This window comes from Methylobacterium sp. Leaf102 (assembly GCF_001422425.1).
Lineage (GTDB): Bacteria > Pseudomonadota > Alphaproteobacteria > Rhizobiales > Beijerinckiaceae > Methylobacterium.
The window spans coordinates 155220-176260 of record NZ_LMMX01000012.1 but is presented as its reverse complement, the minus strand read 5'-3'; the positions used below and the strand labels follow the sequence as shown (position 1 = coordinate 176260).

Sequence of the window (21041 nt, the reverse complement as noted above, 5' to 3'; positions counted from 1 at the left end):
GCATCGCCTCAGTAGCTCGGCACCAGCCGCTCCTCCGGCATCGGCGCTTCGAGATGGAAGCGCAGGCCCGCCGGGTCGTAGTCGATGGCCACGAGGGCATTGCATTGCTGGGCCAGCACCCGCTGTAGCAGGGTCGAGCCGAAGCCCTTGCGCTCCGGCACGGAAACGGGCGGGCCGCCGGATTCCGTCCAATCGAGGTTGAGCGTCCGGCCGCTCTCCGTCTGTGCCACCGACCACGTCACGGTGATCCGGCCGCCCGGCTGCGACAGGGCGCCGTGCTTCGCCGCGTTGGTGGTCAACTCGTGGAACGCCATCCCGGCCGGAACCGCGAGGTCGGCGGCGAGCTCGATGGCCGGTCCGTCGAGGGCGATGCGTCCGCCATCCGCCGCGTTGTAATGGCCGAGTTCGTTCTGCAGCAGCTCGTGCAGGGGCGCCGTCTGCCAGTAATCCTCCGTCAGCAGGGTGTGGGTCTTGCCGAGGGAGACGATGCGGTCCGAGAACGAGCTGTAGAACGCCTCGATGGTCTTCGTGCTGCGCGCCGTCGCCCCGAGCAGGCCCTGCACCGTCGCAAGGGTGTTCTTCACGCGGTGATGCAGTTCGCGAATCAGGAGCGCCTGACGCTCGTGGGTCTTCTGACGTTCTAAGAGATGCGCCTCGACTTCCCATTGCCGACGCCGCGCGCGCAGCGCCGAGCGCACGGCGCTGGCCAAGACGGCGGGGTGGAACGGGCGCTCGAGGACGGTGACGTTGCCGAGGAGGCTGGTCAGCCGTTCGTCGGGCGTCGCCCCGCGGTGATTCAGGAGCACGAAGGGGAAGTCCGACCAGGGCGGCTGGCGCTCGACCCAACCGGCGATGTCCCGGCGATCGGACTTGAGAAGCGCTTCCTCGGTGACCACCGCGCAGGCCGCGCCGTCGAGACCGGCGACGAGATCCTCGAGGCTGGTTTCGATCCGCGATGGAATCCCGACCTGGCGTAGGATCGCGGCGGCTACGGCTCCGTCCCGACCGACGGGCGCCAGGATCAGGACGTTGGCGTCACGGCTTGGCATGGCTGGCGCCGGCCTGGGTCTCGGAGGTGCGAGTCGGCTTGCCCGTTTCCCGGTCGTCGAGGAGATCGCGGCGGTCGCCCTCGTAGGTCGGCACGCCGGTGAGAACGCCGCGGAAGCCCGTCAGTGCTTCGCCCACGCGCAGGCCCTGGGTGTCGATCCGGAATTCCCGGATCGTGTCCTCGTGCATGCCCGTGCGCTTCTTCAGCACCGAGAGGGCGCGGCGTACCCGGCCGGAGGCCTCGAAGAACCGCAGCATCACCACCGCGTCGCTGACGTAGGTGAGGTCGACGGGTGAATCCATCCGCCCGACCATGCCGTGCTGGGCAAGGATCAGGATGGTCACCACGCCCTGCTGGTTCAGGTAGGTCACGAGCTCGTGCATCTGAAGAACGAGGGCGGGCTGGCCCGTCATCGCGCTCATGTAGCCGGTGAGACTGTCGATGACGACGATCCGGCTGCCGTCGTTCTCGACGGCGTCGCGGATACGGCCGGCGAAATCACCCGGCGAAACATCGGCCGGATCGATCTGCTCGACGCGCAGGAGCCCATCCGCGACGAAACCGCTGAGATCCATGCCGACACCGGTGGCACGCCGCAGAAGAATGCCGATGGTCTCGTCGAAGGACAGGATGAGCGCACGCTCCTTCCGCCGGAGGGCGGCGGCGAGATAGCTGAGCGCGAGGGTCGATTTGCCGGCGCCCGAGGGGCCGATCACCAGGGTCGTGGTGCCCCGGTCGAGGCCGCCACCGAGCGCCCGGTCGAGTTCGGGCACGTCGCTGGAGACGGTCTCCTCCGGAAAGGTCGTGTGATGCCCGGCGGCCACGAGGCGGGGGTAGGCGCGCAGGCCACCCTTCCGGATGGTGAAGTCGTGATAACCGCCGTGATACTTCGTGCCGCGCATCTTGATGACATGCAGGCGACGGCGCCCGGCGCCGTAATCCGGCGTCACCTGCTCCAGGCGGATCACCGCATGGCTGATGGAGTGGAGATTGAGGTCGTTCTCCTCCGCGCTGAGGTCGTCGAGCATCAGCACGGTGGCGTTGTTGAGAAGAAAGTAGCTCTTGAGCGCCAGCACCTGGCGCCGGTAGCGCAGGGACCCCTGGGAGAGCAGGCGGATTTCCGACAGGCTGTCGAACACCACCCTGGACGGATTGACCCGCTCGATCTCCGCCAGGGCCATCCGCACAGTCTCGCCGAGTTCGAGGTCGGAGGAATGAACGAGACTCTGCTGCAGCTTCGCGTCGAGGCTGAGTTCGGGTGGGACGAGCTCGTAGATGTCGATGCCGTCGAGGCTCCAGCCGTGGCGTTCGGCCACCGACAGGAGTTCGCGCCGGCTCTCCGAGAGGGTGATGTAGAGCGCACGCTCACCGAGCTTCACGCCGTCCATGAGGAACTGCAGGCCGAGGGTGGTCTTGCCGCTGCCCGGGCGCCCTTCGATGAGGTGGGCCCGCTGGGCCGCATAGCCGCCGTTGAGAATGTGATCGAGCCCCGGTACCCCCGTGGGGATCGGCATGGCGTCGGCGGTGGCGGGGGTGGTCATTCGGCGACTCTGTTCATCGGGGCCTTGTCATCAAGGCCTTGGGCACCCTAGGGCCGAGCCGGCGAAGCGTCTTCGACCGACGGGCAAAAGATACGCCATTCTCTCGTTCCCGGCGCCGTTGAACGGGTGGGAGCGGGCGGGGTTCCACCCGGACCTGCGTGGCATAGAGCTTCCCCGCGTCCCGACCGGACCGCCGACGCTTCACCGCAGCATTCTTGCGGATCAGTCAAGCCTTTGCAGAAGGCCCCCGGCACCGTATCACCACCGGCCTTGACCGCATGGAGCGGTCCGTCCGGGTCGGTCACGCCCGCGAAGCCCTTTCGAGCCGACGGAACCCGGACTGTCCGATGCGCGAACCGAACGCGATCGATTTCTGGCGCGGGCTCGCCCTCGTCACGATCTTCGTCAACCATATCCCCGGCAACACCTTCGAGCGCTATACCTATTCGCAGTACGGCATCTCGGACGCGGCCGAGCTGTTCGTGTTCCTCGCCGGCTGGTCCATCGGCATCGCCACGCGGGGACGGGACGGACGCCCCGAACCGCGCCTGAAATCCGTGCTGCGACTCCTGTCGCGGACCATCGAGGTCTATCGGGCGCAGATCACCACCATGGCCCTCGCCCTGGCGATGATCGCCGGCACCGCCCTGGTTCTCGACAATCCGCTTCTCCTCGAATGGCACAATGCCGGCGGGTTCTTCGCCGATCCGATCCAAACCATGGTCGGCTTCGCGCTGCTGACCCATCAGCTCGGCTTCTTCAACATCCTGCCGCTCTACGTGGTGCTCCTCGGCATCGCGCCGATCTTCGTGCTGCTGGCCCGTGTCAGCCGCGTCGCCGCGCTGGCCCTGTCGTTCGGGCTCTACTTCGCGAGCCTGGTGTTCGACTTGAATCTGCCGTCCTGGCCGGGGGAGGGCGACTGGTTCTTCGATCCCCTGTGCTGGCAGCTTCTCCTCGTCCTCGGGTTCGTCGCCGAGGACTGGAACCGGCGCTCCCCGTGGCTGCGGACCTGGTCCGTCCGTCTCGTGCCCCTCGGCATCGCCATCGTGCTGACGGGCATCGTCCTGTCGGTCCTCGAGATCCGGCCCGATCCCCTGCTGGTGCCGGAGCCGCGCCTGCTCTTCACCTTCGACAAGACCTACCTGACCCCCGCCCGGCTGATCCACTTCCTCGGGATGCTGCTCGCGTTCCAGACCCTCTACGCCGTGCTGGCACCACGCCTCGGCCCGGTGGCGGGCTACCTCGCCGGCCTCGGCCGCAACTCCCTCGCCGTGTTCTCCATCGGATCGCTCCTGAGTCTGGCCGCGCAACTCGTCCGCTTCTGGACGGGTGGCGGTGTCTTCGTTGACGTTTCCGTCGTAGGATCGGGCCTGATCGCACTGGGTTTCACCGCATGGTTCGTCGAATGGCGCTCCCGCAAGCCGCGGCCCTCCTCGCCGCCAGCCTGACGCTCGCCGTCGGCCTGACACTTGCCGCAACCTGCCGCCCCGTCCGCGCCGAGCCGTCGGCGCCCGCGCCCACCGCGGGCCCGGCCACCGTGGTCTCGCCGCCGAAGACCATGGTGATGACCGCGCCGGGGCCGGACGGCGCCGAGGCCCTCGACGTCACCCTGTCGCCGGAATGCCGGGTGCCCGGCTCGAAGCTGTACACCCTGGCGCGTCTCGGCGCGGTGAAGCTCGCCTTGACGGAGAAGCGGCCGGTGCGGGTGCTCACCGTGGGCTCGTCGTCGGCCGGCCCCGGCGCGTCGGCGACTTACCCGGTGAAGCTGGAGACCGCCCTGGAGCGCTCCCTGCCCGATGTCGACGTGGTGGTGGAGAGCCGGGGCATGCAGGGCGAGATCGCGTCCGGCGCCGCCGAGCGCTTGCGCAACATGGTGGCCGAGATCGAGCCCGACCTCGTGATCTGGCAGGTCGGCACCCACGACGCCCTCGCGCGGGTGGACGCGGAGGATTTCGCCAACGCCCTCGACGAGACCGTGCAGTGGATCAAAGGCCACGAGATCGACGTGGTGCTGGTCACCCCGGTCTATACGGCGAGCCTCGCGGCGGACGAGTATTACAACAGCCTAGTGCGCAAGGTTCAGGAGGTGGCCGTCCGCGAGGGCGTGCCCCTGGTGCAGCGCTACGAGGCGATGCGCTACCTGTCGGGCCAGGGCCAGAAGGGGGAGGGGCACCTGCTCGGTTCCCAGTTCCGCCTCAACGACCTCGGCCTGCGCTGCATGGCCGAACACGTCACCCGTGCCATCACCCTGTCGCTTCTCCAGGCCGATACCGTCGTCACCGGAACCACGAAGACGCCCACGGCCGTGATCGTCCCGCCGCGCGATGCGGCGGTCAAGGCGGCGTCCCCACCGCCGTCCGTCCTCGTCGCCCCCGGCGATTGATGCCGAGAGCGCTCTCCGCCGAAGTGAATGCTGGTTCTGCGGAAAAGAGCGCGGCAAAATAAAGGTTTCGCGATACGTCCCGACCCAACGTGGTCGGGCGCAACTCTAGCCGACGCGCCGATTCCGGGTCGTCGCACTTAACCCCCTCGCAAGGCCGGTGCGCTAGACCCGATCGTCGGGCCGGGGACGCACGAATGGGCATAGCGACGGATCGCATCGGCGCATCGATTTGGGGCACCCTCGCGGCGCGTCTGCGCGGAGCCCGCTCCGGGCCGGCCCGGGCCGCACTCGACGTGTTTGCCATCCGTATCGCTTCGGCCGGCTTCGCCTACGTCGCGCAGGTTCTCATGGCCCGCCTCATGGGCGGCACCGAGTACGGCATCTTCGCGGCCGTCTGGGTCTGGATCGGCATCCTCGGCCATTCGGCGACCCTCGGCCTGTCGCAGGGGGCTTGCCGCTTCCTGCCAGTGGACCAAGCCGTGGGCCGCGACGACGCGGTGCGGGGCTTCCTCTTCGGCGGCGCCGTGGTCACGCTGCTGGCCGCCGGCCTGCTGGCGGGCGCCGGGCTCCTCCTCCTCCGGGCGGAGGGAACTCTGCTCGCCGGCCCCTACGGTGCGCCGATCCTGCTCGCCGCCGCCATCCTCCCCCTGTTCGCCCTGCAGGATTTCTGCGAGGGCGTCGCCCGCAGTCAGAATTGGGCGGTGCTCGCCATCGCGCCGCCCTACCTCCTGCGCCAGGGGCTCATCATGGCGGCGATGGTGGGGGCGGTGTGGTCCGGCGCTCCGGCCGAGGCCTGGGTCGCCGTCGCCTGCACCCTCCTGGCCACGGCGCTCGCGGCGTCCCTCCAGGCTATCTGTCTCATCCGCCGCCTGCGTGCCGTCCATCCGCCCGGGCCGCGCGCCTATCGCTGGCGCCCCTGGCTGCGTGCCTGCCTGCCCATCGCCCTGACGGATCTCGCCAGCGCCGGGTTCAACGTCGTTGACGTGGTGATCCTCAGCGCCCTGATGCCGCCCGCCACCGTGGGCCTGTACTTTGCAGCCACCCGCATCCAGCAATTCGTCGCCTTCGTGCATTTCGCCGCCTCCGCCGCCACGGCGCAGCGCTTCACCGCCGCCCATGCGGCCGGGGACCGGGGCGGCCTCGCCGCCCTGGTGCGGATGCAGGGCGCCCTGACCCTGGCGGCGACGCTTCTCGTCGGGGCCGGCGTGCTGGCGGCCGCGCCCCTGCTCCTCGGTCTGTTCGGCCCCGAATTCCGCGACAGCCTGCCGATCCTCGCGGTTCTGGTGGCGGGCAGCGTCGCCGCGAGCGTCTTCGGGCCGGGCGAGGACCTTCTGACCATGCTGGGCGGCGAGGGCGTCTGCGCGGCCGTCACCCTGGCGATGCTCTGTCTCGCCGCCGGTTTGTGCTGGGTGCTGGTGCCGCCCTACGGCGTCATCGGCGCCGCGATCGCCATGGCGGTCGCCACCACCGTGCGGGGCCTCGCCATGGCGATCGCCGCCCACGCGATCCACGGCCTCGCCACGCCGGTCCGGCTCGGCTCCTTTCGGACACGAGACCGATGATCGCTCCGACCCGCCGGATATCCGGACCCGATCCGACCTTCGCCGTCGTCGCTCTCACCGACCTCTCCCGGCACGGGGCCGCCTGGGACGGCCTCTTCGCGCGGGCCATCGATCCGCACCCGCATTACAGCCGCCACGTTCTGGAGGCGCACCGCAGTGCCGGCCTCGTGTCGGACGATCTGCGGATCGTCACGGTGCGGTCCGGCGACCGCCTCGACGCCGTTCTGCCGTTCCGGCTCACCTACGACCTGTGCGGCCTCGGCCGTCCCGTCGCCCGTCCGTTCCTGTCGCCGTTCGTCACCGCGACCCTGCCCCTCGTCGCCGACGGACCGGAGCTGTCGGCGACCCTCGCTTCCCTCGTGGCGGGCCTGCGCGCCGCATCCGGCGGGCGGCCCTGGCGCTGGCCGCTGCTCGCCACCGGGACCCACCTCGGACGGGCACTCTCCGCCGCCTTGAACGCGGCGGGCTGGGCGCTCGGCGAGGTCGACGCCTTCCGGCGGCCGGTGCTCGATCGGCGCGCCAGTCTCGCTGCCTTCGAGGCCGACCATCCCAACCGGGCGCGTCTCAAGGATCTGCGCCGGCGCCGGCGCAGGCTGTCGGAGGGGGGTGCCCTGACCCTGGAGACCGCCACCGCAGGTGAACCCCTGCGCGCGGCCGTAGCGGCTTTCCTGGCCCTGGAACAGGCCGGATGGAAGGGCGCCGCCGGAAGCGCCTTGGCATGCCGCACCTCGCATGCCGCCTTCGCGCGGGCGCTCTTTTCCGATGCGGGCGGGCCTGTCGGCGCGCGGGCGGATCTCCTCATGCGCGACGGGCGCCCCCTCGCCATCAGCCTCGCGCTCGTTGCCGGCGGGACCGCCTGCCTGCTGAAGACCACCTACGACGAAGCCGAGCGGGCCGGGGCGCCGGGCCTCGTGCTCGAAGCCGAGATCGTGCGCGCGCTTCACGAGACCGGCTTCGCCGAGCGCCTGGACTCCGCGACCCTCGCTGGCTCGGCTCTGGAAAGCCTCTACCCGGATCGCGAGACCGTCGCGGATATCATCGCTGCTCCCGAGGGCGTGCGCGGGCTCGTGTCCGTCGAGCGGCGGGTTCGTCTCGCCCGGTTCGAGCATGCCGCCCGGGCGCAAGCGAAGCGACGTCTCGCCGAGAGCGCGTTGGCTCAGAGGTTGATGGGCAGGGGCTGACGCCCCACATCGTGCCTCGCGACTGGCCCACATCGGTTCGCCAGACAGGAAGCGCCGTATGTTTCGCCCGACCCTCGCCCTCACCGGAGCCTTGTTCCTCGCCATGACCACAGCGTCTTCCGCCGCCGAGACCGTGACCCTGCCCTCCGGGCTCCAGTACCGCGACGAGGTCGTCGGCACCGGACCCGAGCCGAAGGCCGGCCAGAAGGTCAGCGTCCACTACACGGGCTGGCTCGACGACAACGGCAAGCCGGGCAAGAAATTCGATTCCTCGCGGGATCGCGGCACGCCCTTCACCTTCACGCTCGGCGCCGGTCAAGTCATCGCCGGCTGGGATACGGGCGTCGCCACCATGAAGACCGGCGGCAAGCGCACCCTCATCATCCCGTCCGACCAGGGTTATGGCGCACGCGGTGCCGGTGGCCTGATCCCGCCCAACGCCACCCTGATCTTCGATGTTGAGCTTCTCGGCGCCAAGTAGGCCGAACACTTCAAGCTGGCTCAACACGCGAAAGGCCGGATCGGGTTGCCCCGATCCGGCCTTTCTTCGTTTCTCAAACCCGATCGGGCTGCGCCTCACTCGCCCGAGAGGGCGGCCTTGGTGCGGGACCACCAGCCGGCGCGCTTGGGCCGGTCGGGATCGAACGGCGTCAGGACCACGGCGACGGGCTCGGGCGTGGGAGCCGCAACCGCAGGCTCCGCGCTCGGCTCGACCTCGGCGGACGCTGGCGCCCGGGAAGCCTGCTCGTCGACCTGCGCTGCGGCCGGCTCGGGCGCCGAGGCGACGGGCAGATCCTCGGCGACAGGCAGATCCTGTCCAACCGGCAGATCCTGGCTGACGGGGTCGGCGCTCGCCTGCGTCGCCGCGATGACGGCTTCCGCGCTCACCGGCTCCTCGCCGCCCGCGAAGGCCGTGGGGGCATCGGCCACGGTCTCGGACTCCGAGGCCTCGGCGTCCGTGTCCGTCGACTCGCTCGCAGTGTCGCGCGAACGGCTGTCCCGATCGCGCCCCCGGCCACCGCGACGGCCCCGGCGACGGCGACGGCCGGAGCCGTCATCCTCGCCCGTGGTGACGATCTCGGTCGAGCCGTTGACCTCGGAGCCCGTCTCCTCGGCCTGGGGCGTCGATCCGGCCTCATCGGACTCGTCTTCTTCGGACTCCGACCGGCCTTCGTCCTCGCCGCCCACCTGAGCGCCGCTATCCTGACGTCCACCACGACGGCGCCGACGCCGGCGACGGCCGCCGCGGCCTTCGCCGCCTTCGTTGGTTCCCTCGCGGGCCTCCTCGGTGTCGGACGCCTGAGATTCGGTCTCCGCTTCGGCCTCGGCGGTCTCGACCACCTCGTCCTCGAACTCCTCGTCGTCCTCCGTCTCCATCGCCGGGTTGATGGCGATGGCGCGGACGCCCGTGATGGCGCCCTCGGCGCGTACGGCCGGCTCGCCGCGGTCGAGCTGGAACGCCGCCGTGGTGGCGAGGCGCTCGTCGGCCGCGATGGTCACGGTCACGCCGAAGCGCACCTCCAGCTCGTGCAGGTGGCCGCGCTTCTGGTTGAGGATGTAGAGCGCGGCTTCCGTGCGGGTGCGAAGCACGAGGTTGTGCGTGGCACTCTTGAGGAGCGATTCCTCGATGGCGCGCAGGATCTGCAGGGCCACCGACGCCGTGGCGCGCACGAAGCCGGAGCCGCCGCAATGGACGCAGGGGAGCGACGAGCTCTCGAGCATGCCGGTGCGGATGCGCTGACGGCTCATCTCGAGCAGGCCGAAGGGCGAGATGCGACCGACCTGGATGCGGGCGCGGTCGTTCTTCAGGCACTCGTTGAGCTTCTTCTCGACTGCGCGGTTGTTGCGCTTCTCCTCCATGTCGATGAAGTCGATGACGACGAGGCCGGCGAGATCGCGCAGGCGCAGCTGGCGGGCGACCTCCTCGGCCGCCTCCAGGTTGGTGCGGAGCGCCGTGTCCTCGATGTCGTGCTCGCGGGTCGAGCGGCCCGAGTTCACGTCGATGGAGACGAGGGCCTCCGTCGGATTGATGACGAGGTAGCCGCCGGACTTCAGGGTGACGTGGGTCGAGAACATCGCGTCGAGCTGCTGCTCGACCCCGTGGCGCGCGAAGATCGGCGTCGGGTCGCGGTAGGGCTGCACCACCTTCGACTGGCCGGGCATCAGCATGCGCATGAAGTCGCGCGCCTCGCGGTAGGCCGCGTCGCCCGCCACCAGAATGTCGTCGATGTCCTTGTTGTAGAGGTCGCGGATGGCGCGCTTGATGAGCGAGCCTTCCTCGTAGACGAGGGCCGGGGCCGAGGAGGACAGCGTCAGCTCGCGCACGCTCTCCCACAGGCGCATGAGGTATTCGAAGTCGCGTTTGATCTCCGGCTTGGTGCGGGACGCGCCGGCCGTGCGCAGGATGACGCCCATGCCCTCGGGCACCTCCAGATCCTGCGCGACCTCCTTGAGGCGCTTTCGATCGGCGGCGCTGGTGATCTTGCGCGAGATGCCGCCACCGCGGCCGGTGTTGGGCATCAGCACCGAGTAGCGGCCGGCGAGCGACAGGTAGGTGGTGAGCGCCGCGCCCTTGGTGCCGCGCTCTTCTTTGACGACCTGCACCAGGATGATCTGGCGGCGCTTGATCACCTCCTGGATCTTGTAGTGGCGGCGATAGGTGCGCGGGCGCTCGGGGATCTCGGCCAGGGCGTCGCCGTTGCCGCCGACCTGGGCGATCTTGGGCTCGCGCTCGCCATCCTCGCCTTCGTGGTCCTCGTCGTCGTCCTCGTCCGAATCGTCGTCTTCGTCGGAATCCTCATCCGAATCGTCGTCTTCGTCCTCGTCCTCCTCATCGGACTCGTCCTCGTCGGATTCGTCCTCGGAGGTCTCGGCTGGGGCCGCGACGGGTTCGGCGGACCCGCCCATGGGCGAGGCTTCGAGGGCGATCTCGGCGGCCGGCTCGACATGAAGCGCCGACGCGACGTGCGCCTCGGCGGTGATGTGCGGCTCGGGAGCCGCTCCAGTCGCCTGAGTCTCGGTTGCGGAAGCGTCCGTCGCGGGTGCCTCGTCGGCATTCGCCTGGGCAACGGCTTCCTCCGTGGATTCCACGGCGTGCTCGGCCTGAGCCAGCTCGGCGGACGCATCGCTGCCCGTCTCGGCCGAATGCGCCGCCGTGTCGTCGAACCCGGACACGGTCTGCTCACCGACGTTCACGGCCGAGACGTCCGTCTCGGCGGCGTCGGCCGACGGATCCGCGACGCTCACGGTCTCGGCGGTCTTGGCCGAGGCGGCCTCGGCGCGGCGGCCGCGCGAGCGGCGGCGGGGCTTGCGCTCCTCACGCTCGCGATGCTCCTCGGCGTCGCGCGCCTCGTCCTCGAGCAGGGCCTGCCGGTCGGCGAGCGGGATCTGGTAGTAGTCGGGGTGGATCTCGCTGAAGGCGAGGAAGCCGTGGCGGTTGCCGCCGTACTCGATGAAGGCCGCCTGGAGCGAAGGCTCCACCCGCGTCACCTTGGCGAGGTAGATGTTGCCCCGAAGCTGGCGCCGGTTGGCGGCTTCGAAGTCGAATTCCTCGACCCTAGACCCGTGGACCGTGACGACCCGGGTCTCCTCCGGGTGCATCGCATCGATGAGCATCTTGTTGTTGTTGGCCATGACGAACTTTCGACAGGGCGGCCGACGTCGTTCTCCTCGAACCGAGCGGCTCCCGTGGCGTGCCGCCCCGTCCCGGCCCATCGGGCCGGACGGTCAACGCGCGCGACGATCCGAAAACGCGGATCGCGGGAACTGTGGGGAAGGGATTGCCGTCAACCGCCTTTGGGCGCCGGTGATCGGCGCGCGTGGGGTTGATCCTGGTCAGGGCCGACGGGACTGCGGCGCCACGCGAAACGCGCATGCGTCGAACACGAGCAACGGCAACCGATGCTGTGTGTCCTCCCATCCTCTCCCTGACCTCGCGAAGACTCTTGGGCCGGATACCGCCGGCCACGGATTTCGAAGAATGGCCGCGAGCCGAGCGGCCGCAGCTTGAACCGTCACCTGCCCGGCTCTTTGGAGCACCGGCGAGCATGGCGCGGGAACCGACGGCGAAGACGCCCGAGCGATCACTCGAAACGTCCGCGGGCCGCGGAGCATACCGCACGGCACCGGGAAGGGTACAGTTTCATTACAGATCGCCGCAGGGATTTGGCAAGATGGAAACGCCGCACGTCCCGCGATAAGTCCCTTCCACGACGGGGCAATGGTGACCTTGACGCCCGTCCGGCTCCGAGGCCACGTGCCCCCGGCCGGCGAGGGTTTTTCCATCGACCGTCTTCACCGGTCCAGCGCCCGGCCCGATGCGGCGTCCGGGAAGGGAACGCAGCGATGGATGGCGACGCGACGTTCCGACTTGCGAACGATCAGGGCCGCGCTCGCCGCGCCGCCGAAGCGCTGTTCGCGTCGGTGAGGCGCGAGCTCGTGACGATCATGGCCCGCGCGGATGTCGCGCGCCGGCCACAACCCCATGCCAACCGACGGCGTGGCACAAGGAACAGTTAACCATCCCGGCCGTATCGCTTAACCGGACGCCATCAGGAACCGGAACGCCGGACCCATGTTCGCATCCCACCGCCTGCTTCGGTCGATCGTCCTCGCGGCGAGCCTCGCGCTGACCGCCAGTCCCTCCGCGCGGGCCCAGGACGGCGACAAGTCCGTCCGCGCGTCGGCGGCGGTCGCCATCGCGGCGGACCTGTCGAGCGGCGGTCCCGGCATCACCAAACTCACCCTGACCCTTTCGAAGGCCATCGAGGCCCGCGCCTTCGTGATGGAGCGGCCCGACCGCGCCGTGATCGATCTGGCGGAGGTCAACTTTCAGCTCGGCACGGAGACCGGGCGCAAGCGCGAGGGTGTGGTCGCCTCGTTCCGCTACGGCCTGTTCGCACCCGGACGCTCGCGCATCGTCGTCGACCTCGCCCAGCCCGCCACCGTCGGAAAGATCGAGACGGTGACCCGCGCCCGCGACGGGGCCGTGCTCCTGACCGTGGAGTTCCACCGCAGCGACCGCGAAGGCTTCAAGCGCGCTGCGGTGGCGAGCGATCCGGCACCCCAGGCGCGCAAGGCCGTGGCTCCGCCCGAGGCGACGGATGCCCGCCCGCTCATCATGGTCGATGCGGGCCACGGCGGTACCGATCCCGGCGCCATCGCGGTCACGGGCGTGTTCGAGAAGGACATCGTGTTCGGCTTCGCGCAGGCCCTCGTCGCCCGCCTCGAATTGGGCGGACGCTACCGGGTGCGGATGACCCGCGACCGCGACGTGTTCGTGCCGCTCTCCGAGCGGGTGCGCATCGCCCGCGACGCGAAGGCCGACCTGTTCGTCTCGATCCACGCCGATTCGATCCAGTCCGCCCCACAGGTGCGGGGTGCGACCATCTACACCGGCTCGGAGAAGGCCACGGACGCCGAATCGGCCCGCCTCGCCGAGCGCGAGAACAAGGCCGACGCCGCCGCCGGCACGGAGTCGAACGAGGGGCCGGGGCACGTCGCCGACATCCTCCAGGAACTCACCCTGCGCGAGACCCGCACCTTCTCGTCGGGCTTCGCCAAAGGCCTGATGGCCCAGCTCGGCCCCGTCATGGAGATGAGCCCCAAGCCCCACCGCGAGGCCGGCTTCATGGTCCTGCGCTCGCCCGACGTGCCGTCCGTGCTGGTGGAGCTCGGCTACCTGTCGAGCAAGCGCGACCTCGATCTCCTCCAGTCGGAGGCCTGGCGCGCCGACGTCACCGGCGGAATGGCCAAGGCCATCGACGCATTCTTCGGCAACCGGACCTCCCTGACCCGGCCGAACCCGCCCCGGCGTTCGGCGGCAATCGCCCCAGTTTCACCATAGAATGAGAGTGAAACCGGGGCTCACGGCGCCCCGGTCCAACCGACGTCGCGACTTCGACGGGAACGGCCGCGCGGGTAGCCCCAAGCGAACGCCGCCCTTCCTCATGCCCGCTGCCGCGAGCGGCAAGCCGTGTCCAGGCCGGACCGGTGGCAGATCCAGCGACGAACGGGACCCGGATGCGCATCATCCTTCGTTTCTTCGGCTTCCTGTTCAGCATCGGTGCGATGCTGTTCGTGGTCGCCTCGGCCGCCGGGGCGTTCTTCTACTGGAAGTACAGCCAGGACCTGCCGGACCACGCGGCGCTCGCCAATTACGAGCCGCCGGTGATGAGCCGGGTGCATGCCGCCGACGGCTCGCTGCTCGCCGAGTACGCCACCGAGCGCCGTCTCTATCTGCCGATCCAGGCCATGCCGAAGATCGTCGTCGCGGCCTTCCTCTCGGCCGAGGACAAGAACTTCTACAAGCACGGCGGCGTCGATCCGGAAGGGCTGGTCCGCGCCGCGCTGACCAACTTCAAGAGCGGCAAGAAGCAGGGCGCCTCGACCATCACCCAGCAGGTGGCGAAGAACTTCCTGCTCAGCCCCGAGCAGACCTTCGAGCGCAAGGCCAAGGAGGCGCTCATCGCCTTCCGGATCGAGGCCGCCTACTCGAAGGACAAGATCCTCGAACTCTACCTCAACGAGATCTTCCTCGGCACCATCGTGCCCGGGCGCAATCTGCACGGCGTCGCGGCGGCGGCGCTGGACTACTTCGGCAAGTCCGTCCACGAACTGACCATCAACGAGGCGGCCTACCTCGCCGCCCTGCCGAAGGGGCCGAACAACTACCACCCCTATCGCCAGACCCAGAAGGCCCTCGACCGGCGCAACGAGATCATCGGCCTGATGGCCCAGAACGGGTACATCACCAAGGAGGAGGGCGACGCCGCCCGCAAGATGCCGCTCGGCGTCAACCCGCGCGTCGCCTTCGCCAACGCCGCCAACGCCAACTACTTCACCGAAGAGGTCCGCCGCGAGATCGCCGAGCGTTACGGCGAGAAGAAGCTCTACGAGGGCGGCCTCTCCGTCCGGGCGACCCTCGACCCGAAGATGCAGGCCTGGGCCCGCAAATCCCTCGTCGACGGCCTGATCCGCTACGACCAGTCCCATGGCTGGCGCGGGGCCCAGGCCAAGGTCGACCTCGTCGGCCGCGACTGGGGCTTGGCCGTAGCCGAGGTTCCGGGTCTCGGCGACGTGCAGCCCTGGCGCCTCGCCGTGGTACTGAGCACCACCGGGGGTGCCGCGCAGATCGGCCTCCAGCCCCGGCGCGAGGCTTCGGGCCAGGTCTCGAAGGATCGGGAGACCGGCACCATCGCGGCCGAGGGGACGCGCTGGACCGGCCGCTCGCCCGCCGCCGCCCTCAGTGCGGGCGACGTGATCTACGTCGAGGCGATCGACGGCGGCCGCGGGGCCTACCGCCTGCGCCAGCGTCCGGAAGTCTCCGGCGCCATCGTGGCCATGGACCCCTACACGGGCCGCGTCCACGCCATGGTGGGCGGGTTCTCCTACGACGAGAGCCAGTTCAACCGGGCGACGCAGGCGATGCGCCAGCCGGGCTCGTCGTTCAAGCCGATCGTCTACTCGGCGGCCCTCGACAACGGCTACACGCCGTCCTCGATCGTCCAGGATTCGCCCATTACCATCGAGGCCGGCCCCGGCCAGGAGGCCTGGACCCCGTCGAACTACGACGGCAAGTCCGGCGGCCCGCACACCCTCCGCTACGGCATCGAGCACTCGAAGAACCTGATGACCGTGCGGCTGGCGAAGGACGTCGGCATGCCGCTCATCGCCGAGTACGCCCGCCGCTTCGGCGTCTACGACGACATGCTGCCGGTGTTGCCGATGTCGCTCGGCGCCGGCGAGACCACGGTCATGCGCATGGTGACCGCCTACTCGATGCTCGCCAATGGCGGCCGGCGTATCCGTCCGACCCTCATCGACCGCATCCAGGACCGGGTCGGCGAGACCATCTACAAGCACGACGCCCGCAAGTGCCTCGGCTGCGACGCGGAGAAGTGGTCCGGCCAGGACGAGCCGAAGCTCGTGGACGATTCCGAGCAGGTCCTCGATCCGCTCACCGCCTATCAGATGGTCTCGATCATGGAAGGGGTGGTCCAGCGCGGCACCGCCACCATCCTGAAGCAGGTCGGCAAGCCGCTCGCCGGCAAGACCGGAACCACCAACGACGCCAAGGATGCGTGGTTCGTCGGCTTCTCCCCGGATCTCGCCGTCGGCGTCTATATCGGCTTCGACAAGCCGCGCTCGCTCGGCGACCGCGCCACGGGCGGCGGCCTCTCGGCCCCCATCGCCCTCGACTTCCTGAAGCAGGCCCTCAAGGACAAGCCGCCCACGCCGTTCCGCGTCCCGCCCGGGATCAAGCTCATCCGCGTTTCGGCTTCGTCCGGCATGCGTGCCGGCTCCGGCGAAGGCCCCGGCACGATCCTCGAGGCGTTCAAGCCCGGTACCGCGCCGCCCGATGCCTACGTCGCGGCGCCCAGCAACGCCCCGCCCAGCGGCGGCGCTCCGCCGGACGCGGACCGTGCCGCTCAGGCCGGCGGCCTGTACTGAGACGCAGCCTTCGAAGCGGCCGGGACCCGATCCCGGCCGTTTTCGTTCACCGGAACCCTATTCCCGTTGGTCAGAAGCCCTTGCGCGCCAGGGCCAGGGCCGCGAGCTTGTCGATGTCGAAGCCGGCCTGGGGCACGTCGACCATGAAGCGTTCGGCGATTTCCGAAACGACGAAATCGGGGCGGACCCGCGCGATGGTGTTCCAGTCGATGCTCGTCGACCACAGCACATGCACCTCCCGGAACGTGTCGGCGAAGAGCGGCGTCAGGGTGCCGGTGGCGCCGTTGGGCGTATGATGCGCGTACGAATCCCCGAACAGGACGAGGCGGCGTGGATCGGCCCCGGGTGACGCGTTGCGGAAGATCGCGTGGGTGCCGATATGCGCGTCGCGCCCCCGGCCCTCCTGCTCGAACGCCGTGATCAGCGCGTTGGCGTGGACCCTCCGGGCCGCGCTCTCGAACAGGCACGGCTCGGCGACTTCGCAGCGGACCGGCGTGAACTTCGAACCGAGATCGCCGCCATAGACCTGGGGCGTGCCGATGCGGCGCTGGGCGATGTCGTAGCGCGGACGCACCCCGAGGCTCCGGCAGATCTCCGCATAGGCGAGCCAGCCCCCCGCGAAGGTCCAGTGGGTGTCCGTGTGGCGATAGAGCGCCGTGTCCCGGGCCCGCACCCGGAACGGCGGTACGAGATCGACATAGGTTCGACGGGCCGGCGACAGGCGCAACCAGCGTTCCAGGCGCACGGCCGGCGCGCGGTCGGGGTCGAGGGCGAGGCCGTCGAAGGCGTGGCCGTGGATGGCGAGCTTTTCGGGGGCGACGACGTGGGCGTAGCGAATCCCCATCTTCTCCAGGCGCCGGGTCCGAGCCTCGAGGAGGCGACGCCAGCGCCACAGCTTCCCCCGGGGAAATCCGGGCGCGCCGTACTGCGCCTGGACGGCGTTGCTGCCCCCCGTGAGGAACAGCCAGCCGTCGCGCCCGACATGGATGTCGGGATGGATCGCGGTCTGTGTGTGCGGCTCTATGGCTGCGGAAAGGCTCATTCGGGGGGTCTAATCGGGTTCGCGGCGGCGTGCCAACGCGCCCGGGTTAGTGCCTTGATCGGACGCGGGTTTCCAAGCCGATATCCAGGTTGCCCCTGGTGTGGCCCATCGGAATCCAGACGTCGCCGGTTTCAGTGGTGGTGCTGCGCGGCCGGGGCGCCGGGGGCGGTCGCGTTCGGGCTCGTCGCGCCGATGGGCGCGACCGAGAAGGTGACCGGGACGGTCCCGGCGCGTTCGAAGGTCAGGGTGCCGGAGACGGGCTCACCGACCGTCGGGGCGGACTTGAGATCCTCGAACATCAAGTGAAGACCGCCGGGCTTCAGTTCCAGGGTCTGGCCGGGTGCGATGGGCAACCCGTCCGGCACGGCCGCCATCTTCATGACGTTGCCCGCCATGGTCATGGAATGGATCGCCCCCCGGCCCGCGGTGGTGATGGCCGCCCCCGTGAGCCTGTCGGCCTGGGTACCGGTGTTGGTGACGCGAACGTAGCCGCCCGCGACCTTGGCGCCCCCCGGCGTCGCCCGCATCCACGGTGTCTCGATCCGCAAAGTCCCGGCCGTGATGGGCTCGGCGGCGCGCGCCTGCGGCACGAGACCGAGGGCGGAGGCCACGAGAGCGAAGCGCAGGGCGGTGCGGGCGGTTTGATTCATCGCAGGGGTCCGTTGGGTCGGGCGGTAGGACGAGATGGCGGGGTCCGGTCGGGGACGGCCGAGGCAGGACGACCATGCGCGCAAATCGATCGTGCGCAAGGGCACTTCTTCGGCGTGCCCACACCCTGCGGTGATTCCCCGGGCGACCGGTCCACGACGGCGCCGTCGCGGAGGCGCCCCGGAACCATCGCGTGCTTCGAAAAAAGCGAGCTGTGTCGGAGACTTGCGGAGAGTGGCGCGGCCTGTCTGCCTCCGATCCTCCCCGGCCCGATGCGGTGCTTCGGCGATGCCCGAGCGGTCCGTAGGCCCGATTCGTGCCTGCACCGGTCCTGTGGCGGGGGCGATACGCCCGCGCGGAAGTCATCGCAAAGTCCCGCAGCGCCATATTGTAGCCCGGACGCCATGAGTTCTTAACCGCACCCCGACACGTTCGCGGCAAGGGGTGCTTCGGACACGGCGTCATGCGCCGGCGGCCGGGCACCGCACGCCGCACCCTACGTCAGATCAGAGTTCGCCCGATGCTGAAACAGGCTCTCCATCCCAGGTCTTCCGGCCTCCACAGGTCCCTCGGCCTCGCCCTCGCCGCGTCCGTGGCCTTCATGGCTCAGTCCGCCTCCGCCCGTGAGCCCAGCGGCTACGCTCAGGCCGAGTGGGCGCAGGACTACGCCGCGCCGACCACCATGCAGGTGCAGCGCTCCTCGACGCCGATCCTGTCGCCGCAGACGATCGCCGCTTCGGAGCAGACCATCGAGCGCTACCGGGATATCGTGAACCGGGGTGGCTGGAAGCCGGTCTCGGGGGCCGACCGCCTGCGCATCGGCTCCAAGGGCCCGGCCGTGAGCGCCGTGCGTCAGCGCCTGATCATCTCCGGCGACCTCGATTCGGCGTCCGGCGGCTCGGGCGTCTACGATTCCTACGTGTCGGCCGGCGTGAAGCGTTTCCAGGCCCGCCACGGCCTCAGCCAGACCGGTGCCATGAGCATGGCGACCCAGCAGGCCATGAACGTGCCGGCCGATATTCGCCTGCACCAGCTCGAAATCAACGTGGTGCGCCTGCGCTCCTACGCGGGCAACCTCGGCAACCGCTTCGTCATCACCAACATCCCCGCCGCCCTGGTCCAGACCGTGGAGAACGGCCAGGTCGTGACCCTGCACGCCGCCGGCGTCGGCAAGATCGACCGCCAGTCGCCGATCATGAACACCAAGGCGACGCAGATCAATTTCAACCCCTTCTGGACGGTCCCGGCTTCCATCGTGAAGAAGGACCTCATCCCCAAGATGCAGAAGGATCCGAACTACCTCACCGACAACAAGATCCGCATCTTCACCGGTGAGACCGAGATCTCCCCGGCCTCGGTGAACTGGAATTCGGACGAGGGCACGCGCTACCGCTATCGCCAGGATTCGGGTGCCGACTTCAACTCCATGGGCATCGTGCGGATCAACATTCCGAACCCGCACGGGGTGTTCATGCACGACACCAACTCGAAGGGTGTCTACGGCGACGACTTCCGCTTCATCTCGTCGGGCTGCGTGCGCGTGCAGAACGTGCGCGAGTACATCACCTGGCTCCTCAAGGACACGCCCGGCTGGGGCCGCGACCAGGTCGAGCAGGCCATCGAGAGCGGCAAGCGGGTGGACGCCACCCTCAGCACTCCCGTGCCGGTCTACTGGACCTACATCACCGCCTGGGCGACCCCGGACGGCTCGGTGCAGTTCCGCGACGACATCTACAAGCGCGACGGCGTGAACGTGCCCTCGACCCTCTCGGCCCCGACCCCCGTGGCCAGCGCCGAACAGGTGCCGAGCTTCGAGCCGGGCGACGAGGAGAACTGAGGCAGCGAAAGGGGATCGGCTTCTCGAGTCCCTGATCTTTTCCGGGGCGGGTGCCATAGGGCCCCGTCCCGGATGACGGCATCCTGTCTGTTGTGTTTGCTTGTCGATCCCGGCCGATTCAGGACATTTGGCTCGTGTGAGGCTGGGACGAGCACAAAGTCACTTCGCGAAAACAGTTCTCAATGGCGTAGGGAAGCCTCGATCTTCGGTAGCAGAAGTTCGTTCTCGCGTGCCATGCGTATCGCCTCTTGGTCCCGGAGGATAAGACTGTCCTGGGGATCGAATACGACGCCGTCACGCATCTGGGCGAGTGTCACGGCAGCGATATAGGCGGCGACGCATTCGGGTAAACCGGACCAATAGAAGGCATAAGCGGTGCTCCACCTTCTACCAAAGTCGATATCGTCGTAGGTTTCCGTGAGTTTGTCGAAATCGCACGGTCGAAATTCGAACGAAGCATCACGGGTTTTCCATTTTGCTTTGATCAGGCCCCCTTCCCCTATGAGGATCTGATCTCGGGAGAATTTCAAGTCGAACCCAAATCCGTCGATGGTTTTTTGCCATTCGACAAGGTTCGGAAACTGGCCGTCATAGAAAACGTAAAGATCCATGCTCATGGGTTCGGCCCTATGATTGAGAATTAACTAACCATCGCGTAGATGTAGCTTTTCGCGTCGAGTCCCTTCGAGATGTGCAGCTCGACGATAGGGACGTCGTCGCCAACGCCGAGATGCTGTCGGATCTGTGCTGCGCGTTCCGGGGTGAGCTTCGCGCCACCGGTCTTGACATCCCATACCGCCAAGATGGGCGCGGCATTCGTTCGACCGTCGCGGAGAACAATATCCGTCCTGATGCTGCCATCGAGGCCATACCGCACGGTGTCGCCGAGACTGAAACTCTGTTCGACTCCGCGCCGGCCTATCCCAGGAAAATCGGACTCTCTGATGAGTCTTGCTGCCTCGGTGTGGATGGCCGTTCCGTAGAGAGGCCCCCTTCCGGTCCCGACATTGGCGACGACTTCCTTCATGACCTCCACGAGGCGATCGGACGTCAGATCGATCTTCGGATGACCGGTCCGGTCGCGTCGAACGACGACGATGCCAGATCCGCCTCCTCCACCATTCCACCGCCCTCTCTCGTCGCGAGACTGGCTGGCGTTGAACCCGGCCTTCACGGCATCGTAGGCGCTTCGAAGTAGAGCCAGTCGCAAGCGGATGGCAGCGACCTCGCATCGGTGGAGAGCAATCTGGAACTGCCGCGACATCATGCGTACCTCCGAATCGATGTAGGTCCTTATTCCCATACCATCTCGGAAAATACAACTTATGAGTGTTTTATCGCGTGACGA

General features: G+C 68.7%; 14 protein-coding genes and 1 pseudogene. 8 read left to right on the top strand and 7 right to left on the bottom strand.

What is annotated here, in order from left to right:
• Positions 1-8: 8 nt before the first annotated feature.
• Positions 9-1049, bottom strand: a complete 1041-nt coding sequence (locus tag ASF27_RS08990; RefSeq protein WP_056169949.1) for a sensor histidine kinase — start codon at positions 1047-1049, stop codon at positions 9-11.
• A complete protein-coding gene (locus tag ASF27_RS08985) occupies positions 1036-2589 on the bottom strand; it encodes an ATPase domain-containing protein (protein ID WP_056359423.1) in 1554 nt (517 codons plus the stop codon). Before ASF27_RS08985 ends, ASF27_RS08990 begins: the two co-directional genes overlap by 14 nt.
• A gap of 347 nt (positions 2590-2936) precedes the next feature.
• Here ASF27_RS08985 and ASF27_RS08980 point away from each other — a divergent pair, with 347 nt between their 5' ends.
• The 5 genes from ASF27_RS08980 to ASF27_RS08960 all read left to right on the top strand — a co-directional run bounded on the left by ASF27_RS08980 (position 2937) and on the right by ASF27_RS08960 (position 8196).
• Positions 2937-4037 (top strand): OpgC domain-containing protein, encoded by a 1101-nt coding sequence (locus ASF27_RS08980; protein ID WP_056169944.1) that lies wholly within the window; start codon positions 2937-2939, stop codon positions 4035-4037.
• Positions 3995-4972 carry a GDSL-type esterase/lipase family protein gene (locus tag ASF27_RS08975; RefSeq protein WP_056359419.1) on the top strand — a complete coding sequence of 326 codons (978 nt, stop codon included), beginning with the start codon at positions 3995-3997 and terminating at the stop codon, positions 4970-4972. The genes ASF27_RS08980 and ASF27_RS08975 overlap by 43 nt, the downstream gene beginning before the upstream one ends.
• 194 nt (positions 4973-5166) lie before the next feature.
• Positions 5167-6534, top strand: a complete 1368-nt coding sequence (locus ASF27_RS08970) for a lipopolysaccharide biosynthesis protein (protein ID WP_156467492.1) — start codon at positions 5167-5169, stop codon at positions 6532-6534.
• Positions 6531-7715, top strand: coding sequence for a GNAT family N-acetyltransferase (locus ASF27_RS08965; protein ID WP_056359416.1), 1185 nt, complete (start codon positions 6531-6533; stop codon positions 7713-7715). The genes ASF27_RS08970 and ASF27_RS08965 overlap by 4 nt, the downstream gene beginning before the upstream one ends.
• 58 nt (positions 7716-7773) lie before the next feature.
• Positions 7774-8196: an FKBP-type peptidyl-prolyl cis-trans isomerase gene (locus ASF27_RS08960; RefSeq protein ID WP_056169934.1), complete on the top strand. Its 423-nt coding sequence runs from the start codon at positions 7774-7776 to the stop codon at positions 8194-8196.
• Positions 8197-8291: 95 nt separating this feature from the next.
• Here the strand turns inward: ASF27_RS08960 and ASF27_RS08955 are convergent, their stop codons facing one another.
• A complete protein-coding gene (locus ASF27_RS08955) occupies positions 8292-11348 on the bottom strand; it encodes a ribonuclease E/G (protein WP_056359412.1) in 3057 nt (1018 codons plus the stop codon).
• A gap of 940 nt (positions 11349-12288) precedes the next feature.
• On the opposite strand from ASF27_RS08955, the gene ASF27_RS08945 reads away from it, so the two are divergent.
• Together ASF27_RS08945 and ASF27_RS08940 are read left to right on the top strand one after the other, a co-directional pair.
• Positions 12289-13560 carry an N-acetylmuramoyl-L-alanine amidase gene (locus ASF27_RS08945; RefSeq protein ID WP_056359407.1) on the top strand — a complete coding sequence of 424 codons (1272 nt, stop codon included), beginning with the start codon at positions 12289-12291 and terminating at the stop codon, positions 13558-13560.
• A 176-nt stretch (positions 13561-13736) separates the two neighbouring features.
• The gene (locus tag ASF27_RS08940; protein WP_056169923.1) at positions 13737-16166 is read left to right on the top strand and encodes a penicillin-binding protein 1A; all 2430 of its coding nucleotides are present in this window, start codon (positions 13737-13739) and stop codon (positions 16164-16166) included.
• Positions 16167-16236: 70 nt separating this feature from the next.
• On the opposite strand, the gene ASF27_RS08935 is transcribed toward ASF27_RS08940, so the two are convergent.
• Together ASF27_RS08935 and ASF27_RS08930 are read right to left on the bottom strand one after the other, a co-directional pair.
• A complete protein-coding gene (locus ASF27_RS08935) occupies positions 16237-17208 on the bottom strand; it encodes a hypothetical protein (RefSeq protein WP_056260564.1) in 972 nt (323 codons plus the stop codon).
• Between the two features lie 131 nt (positions 17209-17339).
• Positions 17340-17789 (bottom strand): annotated as a pseudogene (locus ASF27_RS08930) (copper chaperone PCu(A)C); the annotation flags it as partial.
• A gap of 587 nt (positions 17790-18376) precedes the next feature.
• Here ASF27_RS08930 and ASF27_RS08925 point away from each other — a divergent pair.
• Positions 18377-19693: a L,D-transpeptidase family protein gene (locus ASF27_RS08925; RefSeq protein ID WP_056260560.1), complete on the top strand. Its 1317-nt coding sequence runs from the start codon at positions 18377-18379 to the stop codon at positions 19691-19693.
• A 179-nt stretch (positions 19694-19872) separates the two neighbouring features.
• Here ASF27_RS08925 and ASF27_RS08920 read toward each other — a convergent pair whose 3' ends face one another.
• A complete protein-coding gene (locus tag ASF27_RS08920; protein WP_056304445.1) occupies positions 19873-20310 on the bottom strand; it encodes a hypothetical protein in 438 nt (145 codons plus the stop codon).
• A gap of 23 nt (positions 20311-20333) precedes the next feature.
• On the bottom strand, positions 20334-20960 hold the full coding sequence (locus tag ASF27_RS08915; RefSeq protein WP_156467491.1) for a hypothetical protein: 627 nt from the start codon (positions 20958-20960) through the stop codon (positions 20334-20336).
• Positions 20961-21041 lie beyond the last annotated feature (81 nt).